The sequence below is a fragment of the Streptomyces sp. A0592 genome (assembly GCF_004795115.1).
GTDB classification, from domain to species: Bacteria; Actinomycetota; Actinomycetes; order Streptomycetales; family Streptomycetaceae; genus Streptomyces; species Streptomyces erythrochromogenes.
This window is the reverse complement of sequence record NZ_SSBM01000019.1, coordinates 100764-117498: the sequence shown is the minus strand read 5'-3', so window position 1 is coordinate 117498 and position 16735 is coordinate 100764. Positions and strand designations below refer to the sequence as shown.

The 16735-nt window shown below is 71.4% G+C and carries 15 protein-coding genes and 1 tRNA gene; 7 read left to right on the top strand and 9 right to left on the bottom strand.

Features of this window, described 5'->3' with window-relative positions:
* Nucleotides 1-91: 91 nt before the first annotated feature.
* The 3 genes from E6U81_RS25095 (at nt 92) to E6U81_RS25085 (ending at nt 3210) form a co-directional block, all read left to right on the top strand.
* Nucleotides 92-784, top strand: a complete 693-nt coding sequence (locus tag E6U81_RS25095) for a LuxR C-terminal-related transcriptional regulator (RefSeq protein WP_136232381.1) — start codon at nt 92-94, stop codon at nt 782-784.
* Nucleotides 785-897: 113 nt separating this feature from the next.
* Nucleotides 898-1860 carry a UDP-glucose 4-epimerase GalE gene (galE, locus tag E6U81_RS25090; RefSeq protein ID WP_136232344.1) on the top strand — a complete coding sequence of 321 codons (963 nt, stop codon included), beginning with the start codon at nt 898-900 and terminating at the stop codon, nt 1858-1860.
* A gap of 582 nt (nt 1861-2442) precedes the next feature.
* A complete protein-coding gene (locus tag E6U81_RS25085; RefSeq protein ID WP_136232343.1) occupies nt 2443-3210 on the top strand; it encodes a response regulator transcription factor in 768 nt (255 codons plus the stop codon).
* On the opposite strand, the gene E6U81_RS25080 is transcribed toward E6U81_RS25085, so the two are convergent.
* A complete protein-coding gene (locus E6U81_RS25080) occupies nt 3169-3666 on the bottom strand; it encodes a MarR family transcriptional regulator (RefSeq protein ID WP_030659599.1) in 498 nt (165 codons plus the stop codon). The two genes, E6U81_RS25085 and E6U81_RS25080, sit on opposite strands and share 42 nt — an antisense overlap.
* A gap of 161 nt (nt 3667-3827) precedes the next feature.
* Between E6U81_RS25080 and E6U81_RS25075 the strand changes: the two genes are divergently transcribed.
* Complete coding sequence (locus tag E6U81_RS25075; protein ID WP_136232342.1) at nt 3828-4685, top strand: trans-aconitate 2-methyltransferase; 858 nt, start codon at nt 3828-3830, stop codon at nt 4683-4685.
* A gap of 2 nt (nt 4686-4687) precedes the next feature.
* Entirely contained in the window at nt 4688-5077 is a 390-nt protein-coding gene (locus E6U81_RS25070; protein ID WP_136232341.1) for a VOC family protein, read from the top strand.
* Nucleotides 5078-5171: 94 nt separating this feature from the next.
* Here the strand turns inward: E6U81_RS25070 and E6U81_RS25065 are convergent, their stop codons facing one another.
* Entirely contained in the window at nt 5172-5840 is a 669-nt protein-coding gene (locus tag E6U81_RS25065; RefSeq protein ID WP_240804013.1) for a TetR/AcrR family transcriptional regulator, read from the bottom strand.
* A complete protein-coding gene (locus E6U81_RS25060; protein ID WP_136232339.1) occupies nt 5840-6820 on the bottom strand; it encodes a fatty acid desaturase in 981 nt (326 codons plus the stop codon). The genes E6U81_RS25065 and E6U81_RS25060 overlap by 1 nt, the downstream gene beginning before the upstream one ends.
* A gap of 395 nt (nt 6821-7215) precedes the next feature.
* Here E6U81_RS25060 and ppc point away from each other — a divergent pair, with 395 nt between their 5' ends.
* The gene (gene ppc / locus E6U81_RS25055) at nt 7216-9960 is read left to right on the top strand and encodes a phosphoenolpyruvate carboxylase (protein WP_136232380.1); all 2745 of its coding nucleotides are present in this window, start codon (nt 7216-7218) and stop codon (nt 9958-9960) included.
* 79 nt (nt 9961-10039) lie between these two features.
* Here ppc and E6U81_RS25050 read toward each other — a convergent pair whose 3' ends face one another.
* From E6U81_RS25050 to E6U81_RS25025, 6 genes are all read right to left on the bottom strand, one after another.
* Nucleotides 10040-10804: an LPXTG cell wall anchor domain-containing protein gene (locus E6U81_RS25050; protein WP_136232338.1), complete on the bottom strand. Its 765-nt coding sequence runs from the start codon at nt 10802-10804 to the stop codon at nt 10040-10042.
* Nucleotides 10805-10961: 157 nt separating this feature from the next.
* Nucleotides 10962-11552 (bottom strand): aminoacyl-tRNA hydrolase, encoded by a 591-nt coding sequence (pth, locus tag E6U81_RS25045; RefSeq protein ID WP_136232337.1) that lies wholly within the window; start codon nt 11550-11552, stop codon nt 10962-10964.
* Nucleotides 11553-11651: 99 nt separating this feature from the next.
* Entirely contained in the window at nt 11652-12245 is a 594-nt protein-coding gene (locus E6U81_RS25040) for a 50S ribosomal protein L25/general stress protein Ctc (RefSeq protein WP_136232336.1), read from the bottom strand.
* 177 nt (nt 12246-12422) lie between these two features.
* Nucleotides 12423-13400 carry a ribose-phosphate diphosphokinase gene (locus E6U81_RS25035; protein ID WP_136232335.1) on the bottom strand — a complete coding sequence of 326 codons (978 nt, stop codon included), beginning with the start codon at nt 13398-13400 and terminating at the stop codon, nt 12423-12425.
* A 133-nt stretch (nt 13401-13533) separates the two neighbouring features.
* Complete coding sequence (gene glmU, locus E6U81_RS25030) at nt 13534-14979, bottom strand: bifunctional UDP-N-acetylglucosamine diphosphorylase/glucosamine-1-phosphate N-acetyltransferase GlmU (RefSeq protein WP_136232334.1); 1446 nt, start codon at nt 14977-14979, stop codon at nt 13534-13536.
* Nucleotides 14980-15089: 110 nt separating this feature from the next.
* Nucleotides 15090-15161, bottom strand: a tRNA-Gln gene (locus E6U81_RS25025).
* Nucleotides 15162-15379: 218 nt separating this feature from the next.
* Here E6U81_RS25025 and E6U81_RS25020 point away from each other — a divergent pair.
* Complete coding sequence (locus E6U81_RS25020; RefSeq protein WP_136232333.1) at nt 15380-16648, top strand: histidine kinase; 1269 nt, start codon at nt 15380-15382, stop codon at nt 16646-16648.
* The last annotated feature ends 87 nt before the right edge of the window (nt 16649-16735 follow it).

The following is a 16735-nucleotide window of genomic DNA, read 5'->3' as shown; positions in this document are numbered from 1 at the left end:
ACCGATCGGGGGCTTCTGCGCGGTATCCCCCTCGCGCCGTCGAACAAGCGTGTAGCTTGCCGGGGCAGAAGGGTGGGGGGTGGGTTCCTCAATGGGCGTACGCGTCGTGGTGGTCGACGACCACCGGCTGCTGGCCGAGGCACTGGCCTCTGCCCTGAAACTGCGCGGCCACCGGGTACTGGCGGCCGCGGCCCCGGCGGCCGGCGCCGCCGAGCTCGTCATCAGCCGCGCCCCGGAGGTCTGCCTCCTCGGCACCGCCACCCCCGCCGAGCCCGGGGCCTTCGAGCCCGTCGTCCGCATCAAGCGGGAGCGCCCCCAGATCGCCGTGGTCGTCCTCGGCCCGGTACCCAGCCCGCGCGGGATCGCCGCCGCCTTCGCCGCGGGCGCCTGCGGATACGTACGCCAGGACGAGCGCATCGAGGGCGTGGAGCGGGCCCTGGCCAAGGCGAGGGCGGGAGAGGCGGCGATCGCCCCGCAACTGCTCCAGGGGGCCTTCGCGGAGCTCCTGAACCCCGCCGTCCAGCCCGACGACGAAGCCGGCCGACTGCTGCGGCTGCTCACCCCGCGCGAGGTGGAGGTGCTGGTGCGGGTCGCCGAGGGCGAGGACACCCGGCTGATCGCCGCCGGCATGGCGATCGCCCCGAGCACCGCCCGTACGCACGTGCAGCGGGTCCTGATGAAGCTGGGCGTCGGATCGCGGCTGGAGGCGGCCGCGCTGGCCGCCCGTACCGGCCTCCTCGACCGGGCCCTGCCCGGGTCGTCGCCCGCCGCGGCGCAGGGCTGACCGGGCGGCGGCCGGGGGCCGCCGATTTCCCCCGCGGGCGCCGCATCGGGTAAGCCAGTGCACAAGCACGCGCACCCACGCGCGCGTGGTCCCCCGCGAGAGGCAGTAGGCGAGTGAGCAAGTACCTGGTAACCGGTGGCGCCGGATACGTCGGCAGCGTGGTCGCGGCCCACCTCCTGGAGGCCGGCCACGAGGTCACCGTCCTCGACGACCTCAGCACCGGCTTCCGCGTCGGCGTTCCCGCCGGCGCCACCTTCGTCGAGGGCCGGATCCAGGACGCCGCCCGACACATCGACTCCTCCTACGACGCGGTGCTGCACTTCGCCGCCTCCTCGCAGGTCGGCGAGTCCGTCGTGAACCCGGGCAAGTACTGGGAGAACAACGTCGGCGGCACCCTCGCCCTGCTGGCAGCGATGCGCGAGGCCGGCGTGCGCCGCCTCGTCTTCTCCTCCACCGCCGCCACCTACGGCGAGCCGACCGAGGGCCTGCTCACGGAGGCCTCGGTGACCGCGCCGACCAACCCCTACGGCGCCTCCAAGCTCGCCGTCGACCACATGATCGCGGGGGAGTGCGTGGCGCACGGCCTGGCCGCGGTGTCCCTGCGCTACTTCAACGTGGCCGGCGCCTACGGCGAGTTCGGCGAGCGCCACAGCCCCGAGACGCACCTCATCCCGCTGGTCCTCCAGGTCGCGCTCGGCGAGCGCGAGTCGATCTCGGTGTTCGGCGAGGACTACCCGACCCCGGACGGCACCTGCGTACGCGACTACATCCACGTCGCCGACCTCGCGGAGGCCCACCTGGCCGCCCTGCGCGCCGCCACCGCCGGGGAGCACCTGATCTGCAACCTGGGCAACGGCAGCGGCTTCTCGGTCCGGGAGGTCATCGAGACCGTCCGCAAGGTCACCGGCCGCGAGATCCCCGAGGTCGTCGCCCCGCGCCGGGCCGGCGACCCGGCCATGCTGGTCGCCTCCGCCCGCACGGCCCACGAGCGCCTCGGCTGGACCCCCAACCGCTCGGACCTGACCGGCATCATCCAGGACGCGTGGAACTTCGCCCGCACCCACGCTGCTTCCTAGGGCTCGGTTCGCCTCCGGGCGCCTGTTGCCGGCTCGTGAGGACGTGCGCGCACAGGAATTTCCTGTGCGCGCACGCCCTCACCCCCCGGGGCGCCCCTTCGGCTCACTCGCCCGTGCAGCGCTTCCGTCGGGCCTCGGTGGCGCGCGGTTCGGTGTGCGCCGGGGTGGGGGCGTGCATGCCGGGGCCGGGCGCTGCGGCCGGGCGCTGCGCGCGGGCGCCCGGCGTGCGCACGCCGGGTGAAATGCCCCCCGTGCAACTGCCGATGGCACACGCCCGCGCGTATGACGTCCCACAGCCCCCGATTCAGGCGATTTCAAGCCACGGCCGAGCCCCTTCGGAACGCACGCTCCTGAAATCCGCGGGGAAAACTTCTGCTATTCGGCCAACCGCGAGCCGCCCCCGGCCCTACGCTGATGCGTGACACCGGTGGGGGCCGGTGTTGATTCAGGGGTCGAGACAAGTCGGGTACGGCGTCCGGTCCGGGGTAGTGCAGATATGTCTCGGCGGCGGCCGGGGGCTGCGGATCACCCGGTCCTGGCGCCGTACCCGCCGTCGTCCGTTCCCCTACCCTTGGGGGTTTTGTGGTTCGTATCCGGGTTCTCGTCGTCGACGATCACCGCATCTTCGCCGAATCGCTCGCAGCCGCGCTCGCGGCCGAGCCGGACGTGGACGTGTCCGCGGCCGGCAGCGGCCCCGCCGCGCTGCGCTGCCTCGAACGCGCGGTGGCCGAGGGCCGCCGCTTCGACGTCCTGCTGGTCGACGCCGATCTCGGCACGGTCGCCGGGGCCGTGCCCGCCCAGCGGGAGCCGGGGGCCGGGCCGCCCCAGTCCGGCGCGGACGGGATCGCGCTGGTGGCCGGGGTGCGGGTGGCCCACCCCGGGGTCCGTACGGTCGTCCTCGCCGAGCGCGACGACCCGCGCCGGGCCGCTCTCGCCCTGCAGGCGGGGGCTTCGGGCTGGGTGGCCAAGGACTGCTCGCTCTCGCGCCTGCTGGCCGTCATCCGCGGGGTCCTGCGGGAGGAGACCCACCTCCCGCCCGCCCTGCTCACCGGGGTGCTCCGGGAGCTGACCGCGGCGCGCAAGCACCGCACGGACAGCGAACGGCTCGTGGAGTCCCTCACCCCGCGCGAGCACGAGGTGCTGCGCTGCATGGTGGCGGGGCTGGGCCGCAAGGACGTGGCGGCGCGGCTGTTCCTGTCCCCGCACACGGTCCGCACCCACATGCAGAACGTGCTGGGCAAGCTCGGCGTGCACTCCACCCTGGCCGCGGTGGCGCTGGCCCGGCGGGCCGGCGTACGACCCGCCGACCTAGCCGGGGATGTTGTCGAACGGAGCGGTCAACTGGCGTAGCAGCCCGGCGAGATCACCGCGCTGACTCTGCGAGAGCTGGGCCAGGATCGCCCGTTCCTGGGCCAGCAGCCCGGCAAGGGCCTGGTCGGCGCGGTCCCGGCCCTCGGGGGTGAGCCGCACCAGGACCCCCCGGCGGTCGCTGGGGTCGGGGAGCCGTTCGACGAGGCCCTTCTTGGCCAGCCGGTCGATGCGGTTGGTCATGGTCCCGGAGGTGACCAGGGTCTGGGTCAACAGCTGGCCGGGGGAGAGCTGGTAGGGGGCGCCGGCGCGGCGCAGCGACGTCAGGACGTCGAACTCCCAGGGTTCCAGGCCGTGCTCGGAGAAGGCCAGCCTGCGGGCGCGGTCGAGATGGCGCGCGAGCCTGCTGACGCGGCTCAGTACCTCGAGCGGTTCCACGTCGAGGTCAGGGCGCTCCCGCCGCCATGCCGCCACCAGTCGGTCGACCTCGTCCTCCATGCCGATCAGTGTAAGGGGTCTGTCGATGTGAAGTCTCTTCATCCCGAGTATCTCGATCGCGAGTATCTTGACATCGAGATATAAATGAAGCGAGCATGGGGCATGGAGGGGGCCGGAACAGATTCCGCTTCCGACCGCCCCGCCAGCAGGGAGGCTCGAACATGTATTCCGATACCGCGCACGCAGGGACCCCCACGTCCACCGCGCCCTCCGCACCCACCTGGGACCCCCAGCAGTACCTCCGGCACGCCGGCCACCGCGCACGGCCCTTCCTCGACCTGCTCACCCGCATACCCGAACTCCCCACCGGCCCCGCCCGCATCGCCGACCTCGGCTGCGGCCCCGGCAACGTCACCGAGCTCCTCGCGACCCGCTGGCCCGAGGCCGCCATCACCGGCTTCGACCTCTCGCCGGAGATGCTCCAGCGCGCCACCGAGCAGTACGCCGGCCCCACCGCCGGCGGCGGCAGCCTCGACTTCCGCCACGGGGACATCGCCGGCTGGCTCCCCGAGGAGCCCTACGACCTGATCGTCTCCAACGCCGCCCTCCAATGGGTCCCCGGCCACCCCGGCTCCTTCGGCGCCTGGATCAACGGCCTGCGCCCCGGCGGCACCTTTGCCTTCCAGATCCCCGGCAACTTCACCGCCCCCAGCCACGCCCTGCTCGCGGAACTGTGCGACACCCCGCGCTGGCGGTCCCGGCTCGCCGGCCACGGCGCCCGCTACATCCACCTTCTCGAACCTGCCGAATACCTCGCCCGGTTCACCGCGCTCGGCTGCGACGCCGACGTCTGGGAGACCACCTACCACCAGCTCCTGCAGGGGCCCGACCCGGTGCTCGACTGGGTCAAGGGCACCGCCCTGCGGCCCGTCCTCACCGCCCTCGGCGACGACCGGGAAGCGGTCGACGCCTTCCTCGCCGAATACCGCGACCGGCTGCGCGCGGCCTACCCGAGCGGGCCGCGCGGAACCGTCTTCCCGTTCCGAAGGATCTTCGCCGTCGCCCGCAAGGAGGCCTGACCGTGCTCACCGCAGTCGACCACGTCCAACTTGCCGCGCCGCCGGACTCGGAGGACCGGCTGCGCGCCTACTACGCCGATGTCCTGGGCATGACCGAGATCCCCAAACCGCCCGTGCTCGCCGCCCGCGGAGGCTGCTGGTTCGCCGCCGGCCCCGTCCAACTGCACCTCGGCGTCGAGGACGACTTCCGGCCCGCCCGCAAGGCGCACCCCGGACTGCGGGTCACCGGCATCGAGGCGTACGCGCGGAGACTGGAGGAGGGGGGCGCCAAGGTCGTCTGGGACGAGAACCTCCCGGGCCACCACCGCTTCTACTCCGAGGACCCCGTGGGCAACCGGCTCGAATTCCTGGAACCCTTCGACGCGGACGCCGGAGCCGCCTCCGACCGGTAGGCAGCCCCGCACGACACGACGGCGCCCCGTCACCGGAACACCGGTGACGGGGCGCCGTCGTACCGCCCGCAGACCGCCCAGTGCTGTGACCGCACTAGCTCTTGCGGCGGCCCACCAGCTGCGGCTTCGACTCCAGCCCGTCCAGTCCGTGCCACGCCAGGTTCACCAGGTGCGCGGCCACCTCGGCCTTCTTGGGCCTGCGCACGTCCAGCCACCATTGGCCCGTCAGCGCCACCATCCCGACCAGCGCCTGCGCGTACAGCGGGGCCAGCTTCGGATCGAAGCCCCGGGCCTTGAACTCCAGACCCAGGATGTCCTCCACCTGCGTGGCGATGTCACTGATCAGCGACGCGAACGTACCCGTCGACTGCGCGACCGGGGAATCCCGCACCAGGATCCGGAAACCGTCCGTGTACGACTCGATGTAGTCCAGCAGCGCGAACGCCGCCTGCTCCAGCAGCTCCCGCGGATGCCCGGCCGTCAGCGCACCCGTCACCCCGTCCAGCAGCTGGCGCATCTCCCGGTCCACGACGACCGCGTACAGCCCCTCCTTGCCGCCGAAGTGCTCGTACACCACCGGCTTGGACACCCCGGCCTTCGCCGCGATCTCCTCCACCGACGTGCCTTCGAAGCCCTTCTCCGCGAACAGGGTCCGGCCGATGTCCAGCAATTGCTGGCGCCGCTCCGCGCCCGTCATCCGGACCCGGCGGCCACGCCTGGGCTTGTCGCTGCTGGAATTACCGTCGATCGCCACGTCCCCCATCATGCCGGGTTCGGCCGGTTTTCCCTGCGCCGGGCGTCGATCCGGGACGCCGAGGGCCACCGCACGTCCGTGGCCCACCCCAGCTGCTCGAACCAGCGGATCAGCCGCGCACTCGAATCCACCTGCCCCCGCAGTACACCGTGCCGCGCCGACGTCGGGTCCGCGTGGTGCAGGTTGTGCCACGACTCACCGCACGACAGCACCGCCAGCCACCACACGTTGCCCGACCGGTCCCGGGACTTGAACGGCCGCTTGCCCACCGCGTGACAGATCGAGTTGATCGACCACGTCACGTGGTGCAACAGCGCCACCCGCACCAGAGAACCCCAGAAGAACGCCGTGAACGCACCCCACCACGACATCGACACCAGACCACCCACCAGCGGCGGAACCGCCAGCGAGAAGATCGTCCACCAGATGAAGTCCCGCGAGATGCGCCGGATCGCCGGATCCTTGATCAGATCCGGGGCGTACTTCTGCTGATCGGTCTGCTCCTCGTCGAACAGCCAGCCGATGTGCGCCCACCACAGGCCCTTCATCAGCGCCGGCACCGTCTCGCCGAACCGCCACGGCGAATGCGGGTCACCCTCGTGGTCCGAGAACTTGTGGTGCTTGCGGTGGTCCGCCACCCACCGCACCAGCGGACCCTCCACCGCCATCGAACCCATCACGGCGAGCACGATCCGCAGCGGCCGCTTCGCCTTGAAGGAACCGTGCGTGAAGTAGCGGTGGAAACCGATGGTGATCCCGTGGCAGGCCAGGAAGTACATGAACACCATCAGGCCCAGGTCCAGCCAGCTCACCCCCCAGCCCCAGGCCAGCGGCACCGCCGCCAGCAGCGCCACGAAGGGAACGGTGATGAACAGCAGTAGGGCGACCTGCTCGATCGAGCGCTTGTTCTCGCCGCCCAGCGTCGCGGACGGCACAGGATTCTCGGAGGGCGCGGAGGCACCCTCGATCAGATCGGGGCTGGTGGTCATGGGTGTCCCCTGGGGGGTGAGGGAAGTCGGAGGCTCGCAGGTCACCAGACCCTACGGGCCCGTAACCTACGGCATCGTAAGTATGGCGCAGCCGGGGCCCGGGACAAGAGGAGCACGGCCACGACAACCGGCGCGCGCCCACGCCCGCCACCCGCCGCCGGACCCCCGACGACTCGGCCTATGAGACGTTTGCCCAGGCACGGGCATCGGACACCTATCCTGTTCCCCGTCGGACAGCGCGGTCCGCACGGGCAGCCCGAGCCACACCTCAGGAGCGGCGGTCCCCCGGACGCCAGTCCGAAGGGTCAACGCCGCGCACGGCCGGGAGCCCACCGCCCAGTAGCGCTCGAACACTGCAAGGAGCCGCACCTGTGAGCAGTGCTGACAAGGCCCCCCTGGCCACCCAGCAGGCCCCCGTCACCCCGGCCGCCACCGCCAACGCGGAACTGCGCGCGGACATCCGCCGCCTCGGCGACCTCCTCGGGGAGACGCTCGTACGCCAGGAAGGCCAGGACCTGCTCGACCTCGTCGAACGCGTCCGCGCCCTCACCCGTACCGACGGCGAAGCCGCCGCCGCCCTCCTCGGCGACACCGACCTGGAGACCGCCGGCAAGCTCGTGCGGGCCTTCTCCACCTACTTCCACCTCGCCAACATCACCGAGCAGGTCCACCGCGGCAAGGAACTGCGCGCCCACCGGGCCGCCGAGGGCGGGCTCCTCGCCCGCACCGCCGACATGCTCAAGGACGCCGACCCCGAGCACCTGCGCGAGACGGTCAAGAACCTCAACGTCCGCCCCGTCTTCACCGCACACCCCACCGAGGCGGCCCGCCGCAGCGTCCTCAACAAGCTGCGCCGCATCGCGGCCCTCCTGGAGGAGCCCGTCACCGGCGCCGGCGACCGGCGCCGCCACGACCTCCGCCTCGCCGAGAACATCGACCTCGTCTGGCAGACCGACGAACTGCGCGTCGTCCGCCCCGAACCCGCCGACGAGGCCCGCAACGCCATCTACTACCTCGACGAACTCCACGCCGGCGCCGTCGGCGATGTCCTGGAGGACCTCGCCGCCGAACTACGGCGCGTCGGCATCGAACTGCCCGCCGGCACCCGCCCCCTCACCTTCGGCACCTGGATCGGCGGCGACCGCGACGGCAACCCCAACGTCACCCCCGACGTCACCCGCGACGTGCTGATCCTCCAGCACGAGCACGGCATCACCGACGCCCTCGAACTCGTCGACTTCCTGCGCAGCCTCCTCTCCAACTCCATCCGCTACACCGGAGCCACCGAGGAACTCCTCGCCTCCCTCCAGGCCGACCTCGAACGCCTCCCCGAGATCAGCCCCCGCTACAAGCGGCTCAACGCCGAGGAGCCCTACCGGCTCAAGGCCACCTGCATCCGCCAGAAGCTCCTCAACACCCGCGAGCGCCTCGCCAAGGGCATCCCCCACGAGGAGGGCCGCGACTACCTCGGCACCGCCGAGTTCCTCACGGACCTCACCCTCATCCAGACCTCCCTGCGCGAGCACCGCGGCGGCCTCTTCGCCGAAGGCCACATGGACCGCACCATCCGCACCCTCGCAGCCTTCGGCCTGCAGCTCGCCACCATGGACGTCCGCGAACACGCCGACGCCCACCACCACGCCCTCGGCCAGCTCTTCGACCGCCTCGGCGAGGAATCCTGGCGCTACGCCGACATGCCGCGCGACTACCGCCAGAAGCTCCTGGCCAAGGAGCTCCGCTCGCGCCGCCCGCTGGCCCCCACCCCGGCCCCCCTCGACGCCGCAGGCGCCAAGACCCTCGGTGTCTTCGCCGCCGTCAAGGACGCCTTCGAGAAGTTCGGACCCGAGGTCATCGAGTCCTACATCATCTCGATGTGCCAGGGTGCCGACGACGTCTTCGCCGCCGCCGTCCTCGCCCGCGAAGCCGGCCTCCTCGACCTCCACGCCGGCTGGGCCAAGATCGGCATCGTCCCGCTCCTGGAGACCACCGACGAGCTCCGCGCCGCCGACGTCATCCTCGACGAGATGCTCGCCGACCCCTCCTACCGGCGCCTGGTCTCCCTGCGCGGTGACGTCCAGGAGGTCATGCTCGGCTACTCCGACTCCTCCAAGTTCGGCGGCATCACCACCAGCCAGTGGGAGATCCACCGCGCCCAGCGCCGCCTGCGCGACGTCGCCCACCGCTACGGCGTGCGCCTGCGCCTCTTCCACGGCCGCGGCGGTACCGTCGGCCGCGGCGGCGGCCCCTCCCACGACGCGATCCTCGCCCAGCCCTGGGGCACCCTGGAGGGCGAGATCAAGGTCACCGAGCAGGGCGAGGTCATCTCCGACAAGTACCTCGTCCCCTCCCTCGCACGCGAGAACCTCGAACTGACCGTCGCCGCCACCCTGCAGGCCTCCGCCCTGCACACCGCGCCCCGCCAGTCCGACGAGGCCCTCGCCCGCTGGGACGCGGCCATGGACACCGTCTCCGACGCCGCCCACGCCGCCTACCGCGAGCTCGTCGAAGACCCCGACCTGCCCGCGTACTTCTTCGCCGCCACCCCCGTCGACCAGCTCGCCGACCTCCACCTCGGCTCCCGGCCCTCCCGCCGGCCCGACTCCGGAGCGGGCCTCGACGGCCTGCGCGCCATCCCGTGGGTCTTCGGCTGGACCCAGTCCCGCCAGATCGTCCCCGGCTGGTACGGCGTCGGCTCCGGCCTCAAGGCGCTGCGCGAGGCCGGGCACGAGGACGCCCTCACCGAGATGGGAGAGCGCTGGCACTTCTTCCGCAACTTCCTGTCCAACGTCGAGATGACCCTGGCCAAGACCGACCTGCGGATCGCCCGCCACTACGTCGACACCCTCGTCCCCGACCACCTCAAGCACGTCTTCACCCGCATCGAGGCCGAGCACGAGCTCACCGTCCGCGAGGTCCTGCGCATCACCGGGGGCGAGGAGCTCCTCGACTCGCACCCCGTGCTCCAGCAGACCTTCGCCGTGCGCGACGCCTACCTCGACCCCATCTCCTACCTCCAGGTCTCCCTCCTGGCCCGCCAGCGCGCCGCCGCCGCCCGCGGCGAGGAGGCCGACCCGCTCCTCTCCCGGGCCCTGCTCCTCACCGTCAACGGCGTCGCCGCAGGCCTGCGCAACACCGGCTGACCCGGCCGCCGTACGCACGAGAAGGGGGGTCCCCCGCACCGACCGGTGCGGGGGACCCCCCTCTGCGTACCTATGGGGCTCAGCCCTGGGCACCGGACCTGCGACGGCGGACCACGAGGAACGCTCCGGCCGCGATCAGGACCGCCGCCATCGTGGCCAGCAGCCCGATCGGAGCGTCGGAACCGGTCTTCGCCAGGTCACCACCGGTCGTACCGCCGGAGGCAGAGGCGGACGCGGACGGGACGGGGGAGGAGGCCGACGAAGACGGCGACACGCTCGTCGAGGACGACGGACCCGTGCTCGTCGACGCCGACGCGGAGGCCGACGTGCTGGTGCTCGGCGACGTCGAGGCCGACGTAGACGTCGACGGCGCGGGCGTGGTGGACGACTGCGACGGCGTCGGCTCGGCCGTGGCCGTCGACGGGCAGGTGTGCGAGAGGTTGAACCACTCCAGCTTCTTGCCACCGCCCGTGGTGCCCTCGACCTCGGCGACCGCCGAGACCAGCTTCGCCCCGGGCTCCGAGGCCGCGTACGCGTGGTTGTCGTTCGGCGGACCGAACACGGTGATCACCTGCTCGCCCCCCGGCTCGAACTTCACCGTCAGCTTCACGAACGAGACCTCGTTCGGGCTGCCCGGCGCGATGAAGTGCCACCCGTCCTTCGTCGCGGGTATGGACGCGCAGGTCTCACCGGGCTTGCCCTTGTACTGGGCGGCGTAGATCGGAAGGTCCTTCGCCTGGTGCAGCGGCACCTCGTAGGCATCGGCGGCGAACGCCGGGCCGGCGGACGCGGAGAGGAGCAGCGCAGTGGCAACAGCCGCCCAGCGCTTACGGGAACGGAGCATTGAGGCACCTCTGGGGAGGGAGGGGAACATGGGGCCATGGGGGGCGGCGGCGCAAGCATGCTGATGCGACACCGCCCCGGTCAAGAGCCATGCGTACGAATTTGCTATGAACTGACCTACTCCGAGGCACTTGTCCCATGTAACGAAGCGTGAACGGCTACCCGTTGTACGCCGACTGGGCGCGCTCCAGGCCCTCCGAGACCAGGCACTCCACCGCATCCGCCGCCCGGTCCACGAACCAGTCCAGCTCCTTGCGCTCCGTGGAGGAGAAGTCCTTCAGCACGAAGTCCGCGACCTGCATCCGGCCCGGAGGGCGCCCGATGCCGCACCGCACCCGGTGGTAGTCCGCACCCATCGACTTCGTCATCGACTTCAGGCCGTTGTGCCCGTTGTCCCCGCCGCCCAGCTTCAGGCGCAGCGTCGGATAGTCGATGTCCAGCTCGTCGTGGACCGCCACGATCCGCTCCAGCGGCACCTTGTAGAAGTCCCGCAGAGCCGTCACCGGCCCACCCGACAGGTTCATGAACGACATCGGCTTGGCCAGCACCACCCGGCGGTTCGCCGGCCCCGGCGGACCGATGCGGCCCTCGACCACCTGGGCCCGCGCCTTGTGCGCCTTGAACCTCCCGCCGATCCGCTCCGCCAGCAGATCGACCACCATGAACCCGATGTTGTGGCGGTTCCCGGCGTACTCCGAACCCGGATTGCCCAGGCCCACGATCAGCCAGGGCGCCGCGTCGTCCGACATCAAAAGCTCCTTACCGCCTAGAACGAAGACGACCGCCGTCCCGCTCCAGTGGAGCCGGACGGCGGTCGGTCAGCAACTGCTGAGGGGAAGGGGCGAGGCTCAGGCCTCGGCGCCCTCGGTCTCACCCTCGGCCTCGGCGGCCGGCTCCTCGGCCTGCGGGGCGACGACCTGCAGGACGGCGGTCTCGCCGTCGACGGCCAGGGTGGTGCCGGCCGGCAGCTTCAGGTCGGAGGCGTGCACGGCCGTACCGGCCTCCAGGCCCTCGATCGAGACGGTGATCTCGGTCGGGATGTGGGTGGCCTCGGCCTCGACGGAGATCGTGGTCAGGAGGGTCTCCAGCAGGTTGCCACCGGCGGCCAGGTCGCCCTCGGTCACGACCGGAACCTCGACGACGACCTTCTCGCCCTTCTTGACGATCAGGAAGTCGACGTGGGTCAGGGTGCGCTTGACCGGGTGACGCTGCACGGCCTTCGGGATGACCAGCTCGGTGCCGTCGCCCGCGATGTTCAGGGACAGCAGGACGTTCGGGGTCTTGAGGGCCATCATCAGGCCGTGGCCCTCGACGTCGACGTGCTTCGGGGCGGTGCCGTGGCCGTAGATGACGCCGGGGACCAGGCCGTCGCGGCGGGCCTGACGGGCGGCACCCTTGCCGAAGTTGGAACGGCTGGAAGCGGAAAGCTTGACCTCGGACATGCTCACTCCTCGTGGGGTGATGGAAATGGACACAGTCACCCGGCCTGAACGGCCTGCTACGAAGAGCGCGTCGATAACGGAGCATCCGCACACAGAAGTGCGGCCTCCCTCGCCGAGCAACTCGATGAGTCTACCCGGCGGGGAGGCCGCACTTCAAAAGGATCTAGCCGCAGAGGTTTACTGCTGCTCCTCGAACAGGCTCGTCACCGAACCGTCCTCGAAGACCTCGCGCACCGCACGCGCGATCATCGGGGCGATCGACAGCACCGTGATCTTGTCCAGCTCCAGGTCGGACGGGTCCGGCAGGGTGTTCGTGAAGACGAACTCGCTGACCTTGGAGTTCTTCAGGCGGTCGGCGGCGGGGCCCGACAGGATGCCGTGCGTCGCCGTCACGATCACGTCCTCCGCGCCGTGCGCGAAGAGCGCCTCGGCCGCGGCGCAGATCGTGCCACCCGTGTCGATCATGTCGTCGACCAGGACGCAGACGCGGCCCTTGACCTCACCGACGACCTCGTGGACGGTCACCTGGTTGGCGACGTCCTTGTCGCGGCGCTTGTGCACGATCGCCAGCGGCGCGTCCAGCCGGTCGCACCAGCGGTCCGCCACGCGCACGCGGCCGGCGTCCGGGGACACGATCGTCAGCTTCGTGCGGTCCACCTTGGCGCCCACGTAGTCCGCGAGGACGTTCAGGGCCGAGAGGTGGTCCACCGGGCCGTCGAAGAAGCCCTGGATCTGGTCCGTGTGCAGGTCGACCGTCAGGATGCGGTCCGCACCCGCGGTCTTCAGCAGGTCCGCCACCAGACGCGCCGAGATCGGCTCGCGGCCCTTGTGCTTCTTGTCCTGGCGGGCGTACCCGTAGGACGGGACGATCACGGTGATGGAACGTGCCGACGCGCGCTTCAGCGCGTCGATCATGATCAGCTGCTCCATGATCCACTTGTTGATCGGAGCCGTGTGGCTCTGGATCAGGAAGCAGTCCGCGCCACGCGCCGACTCCTGGAAGCGGACGTAGATCTCACCGTTCGCGAAGTCGAAAGCCTTGGTCGGCACGAGGCCGACTCCCAGCTGGTGCGCGACCTCCTCGGCCAGCTCGGGGTGGGCGCGGCCGGAGAAGAGCATCAGCTTCTTCTCGCCGGTCGTCTTGATCCCGGTCACAGCACTGTCTCCTCAGACGTGTTGAAGCTGCTCGCCCCCATGTGCGTCCGTCCCGCACACGGTGAGCCAGCCGAATTGCGTGCACCTATCACGGTACGCCGTTCGAGGCGTACCTGTTTCCGGTCAGTTCACCTCAAGGGCGCTCGGAGTCCTCCGAGGTCGCCGACTGCGCAGCCGTCGCGGCGGCACTTCCCGGACGCTTGCGAGCCACCCAGCCCTCGATATTCCGCTGCTGGCCACGGGCCACGGCCAGCGCACCGGGCGGGACATCCTTCGTGATCACGGACCCGGCGGCCGTGTAGGCCCCGTCCCCGATGGTGACGGGTGCCACAAACATGTTGTCCGACCCCGTCTTGCAATGCGAGCCGACGGTGGTGTGGTGCTTGTGCTCACCGTCGTAGTTCACGAAGACGCTCGCCGCGCCGATGTTCGTGTACTCGCCGATCGTCGCGTCGCCCACGTACGACAGGTGCGGCACCTTGGTGCCCTCGCCGATCGTCGCGTTCTTCATCTCCACGTAGGTGCCGGCCTTGGCCTTGGCCCCGAGGGACGTGCCCGGACGCAGGTACGCGAACGGACCCACGCTCGCCTGAGGGCCCACGACCGCGCTCTCGGCCACCGTGTTGTCCACGCGCGCGCCCGCGCCCACCCGGGTGTCCCGCAGCCGGGTGTTGGGGCCCACCTCGGCGCCCTCGGCGATGTGCGTGGCGCCCAGGAGCTGGGTGCCGGGGTGCACGATCGCGTCCTGCCCGAAGGTCACGGTCACGTCGACGAACGTGCTGGCCGGGTCGACGACCGTCACGCCCGCGAGCATGGCCTGCTCCAGCAGGCGCGCGTTCAGCAGGGCGCGGGCCTCGGCGAGCTGCACGCGGTTGTTGATCCCCAGGATCTGGCGGTGGTCGCTGCCCACGGCCGCGCCGACCCGGTGGCCGGCCTCGCGCAGGATGCCGAGGACGTCGGTGAGGTACTCCTCGCCCTGGCTGTTGTCGGTGCGGACCTTGCCCAGCGCGTCGGAGAGCAGGGCGCCGTCGAAGGCGAAGACACCCGAGTTGATCTCGCGGATCGCGCGCTGGGAGTCGGTGGCGTCCTTGTGCTCGACGATCGCGGTCACGGCGCCGCCGGCGTCGCGCACGATGCGGCCGTATCCGGTGGAGTCCGGCACCTCGGCGGTGAGCACGGTGACGGCGTTGCCGTCGGCGGCGTGCGTCTGCGCGAGCCGGCCCAGCGTCTCCCCGGTCAGCAGCGGGGTGTCGCCGCAGACGACGATCACGGTGCCGTCGACGGGCCCGCCGAGCTCTTCGAGGGCCATGCGGACGGCGTGGCCGGTGCCGTTCTGCTCGTGCTGGACGGCGGTGCGGACGTCGGCATCGACGCCGGCGAGGTGCGCGGTGACCTGCTCCCGGGCGTGCCCGACGACCACGACGAGGTGTTCGGGGTCCAGCTCGCGGGAGGCGGCGACGACGTGACCGACGAGCGAGCGCCCGCAGATCTCGTGCAGAACCTTGGGTGTCGCCGACTTCATGCGGGTGCCTTCACCCGCTGCGAGTACGACGACGGCTGCCGGGCGGTTGGCGCTCACGGGTGTGCCCTTCGGCTTCGGGGGTGGACCCGTGAAGGATACCGGGGCGTTAACGCCGTGAAACGAGGCCGGGTCCCGACCACCGCGGTCAGGACCCGAACGTGCGTAAGCTCCCCCGCCAGGACTCGAACCCGGACATAAGGCACCAAAAGCCTCAGTGCTGCCAATTACACCACAGGGGACTATGTCCGACTAAACCGGACATTGCGTCATGGTGGTCGAGTCGACGGCACCTACTATGCCGCACCATCGCCCTCCAATGCGACGGTAAAGATCGGCGCCGGCGGGCGTGTACCGCGAGTCGCCCGCACTGTGGGATGCAGGTCTCGGCATCCGGTCTGTCGGTGTGCGCCGGACTTCTGTCGGTGGTCTGTCGGGACGCCTGCGTACGCTGGACGGCATGACCAGTACGGGGGAAGTGGAAGGCCGCGCTGGGCCGCCTTTGTGGTGGGCGCGGCGGCGGGATGCCGTGGTGGACGTGGCGCTGGCCGCGGTGTCCGCGGCGGAGTGCGCATGGGAGGGGATCCGCTTCGCGCACGAGGCGGGGATCCCCGTGGCCGCCGGGGTGCTGTTCGGCGCCGCAGTGGGGGCCACGCTGGTGCTGCGGCGGCGCTGGCCGATCGCCGTGGTGCTCGTGGGCATCGCCGTGGCGCCGGCCGAGATGGGGTTCCTGCTTTCGGTGGCGGGGATGTACTCGCTCGCCTCGTCCGAGGTGCCCCGGCGGATCATCGCGGCGCTGGCCTCGATGTCGCTGGTCGCGACCTTCGTCGTGATGTACCTGAAGACCCGCGGGGACGTGGAGGCCGATCCGGCGCTCGTGGTCGCGCTGTCCGGGTTCGTCGCGGTGGCGCTGACCGTGCCGCCCATGCTGCTCGGGCTCTACATCGGCGCCCGGCGCCGGTTGATGGAGAGCCTGCAGGAACGGGCCGACTCGCTGGAGCGGGAGCTGTCGCTGCTGGCGGACCGGGCGGAGGAGCGGGCCGAGTGGGCCCGTACCGAGGAGCGGACCCGGATCGCGCGGGAGATGCACGACGTGGTCGCGCACCGGGTGTCGCTGATGGTCGTCCACGCGGCCGCGCTGGAGGCGGTGGCGGTCAAGGACCCGGCACGGGCGGCGAAGAACGCCGCGCTGGTGGGGGACATGGGGCGGCAGGCGCTGACAGAGCTGCGGGAGATGCTCGGCGTGCTGCGGGCGGCGCCGCCGAAGGCGGCGGTGGCTGCGGCTGCGGCCGCAGCGGTGCCGGTGGGCCCGGTCGCGCTCGTGGGCGGCGCGGACGAGGGGCCCTCGCTGGAGGCGCTGGAGGCGCTGGTCGGCCAGTCGCGGGCGGCCGGGATGGCCGTCGAGATGGTCGTGCAGGGCGAGGGGGCGGCGTACGCGGCGGAGGTGGAGCAGACGGCGTACCGGGTGGTGCAGGAGGCGCTCACCAACTGCCACAAGCACGCTCCGGGGGCGCGGGTCGTCGTACGGCTGGCGCACCGGGAGAGCGAGGTGGCGATGCAGGTGGAGAACGGGCCGCGCGAGGGCGCCTCCGGCGGGGTCGGGCTGCCGAGCGGCGGGAACGGGCTGGTCGGCATGCGGGAACGGGTGCTCGGGCTGGGCGGCGTCTTCGTCTCCGGCCCGACGGACACGGGGGGCTTCAGAGTCTCGGCGGTACTCCCACTCCCCTGACCCTCGCCTCCCGCCGGGGTGGCCGGGTTTCCGCGGGGCCGCTCGGCTTCCGCCGGGGTGGCCGGGTTTCCGCGGGGCCGCTCGGCT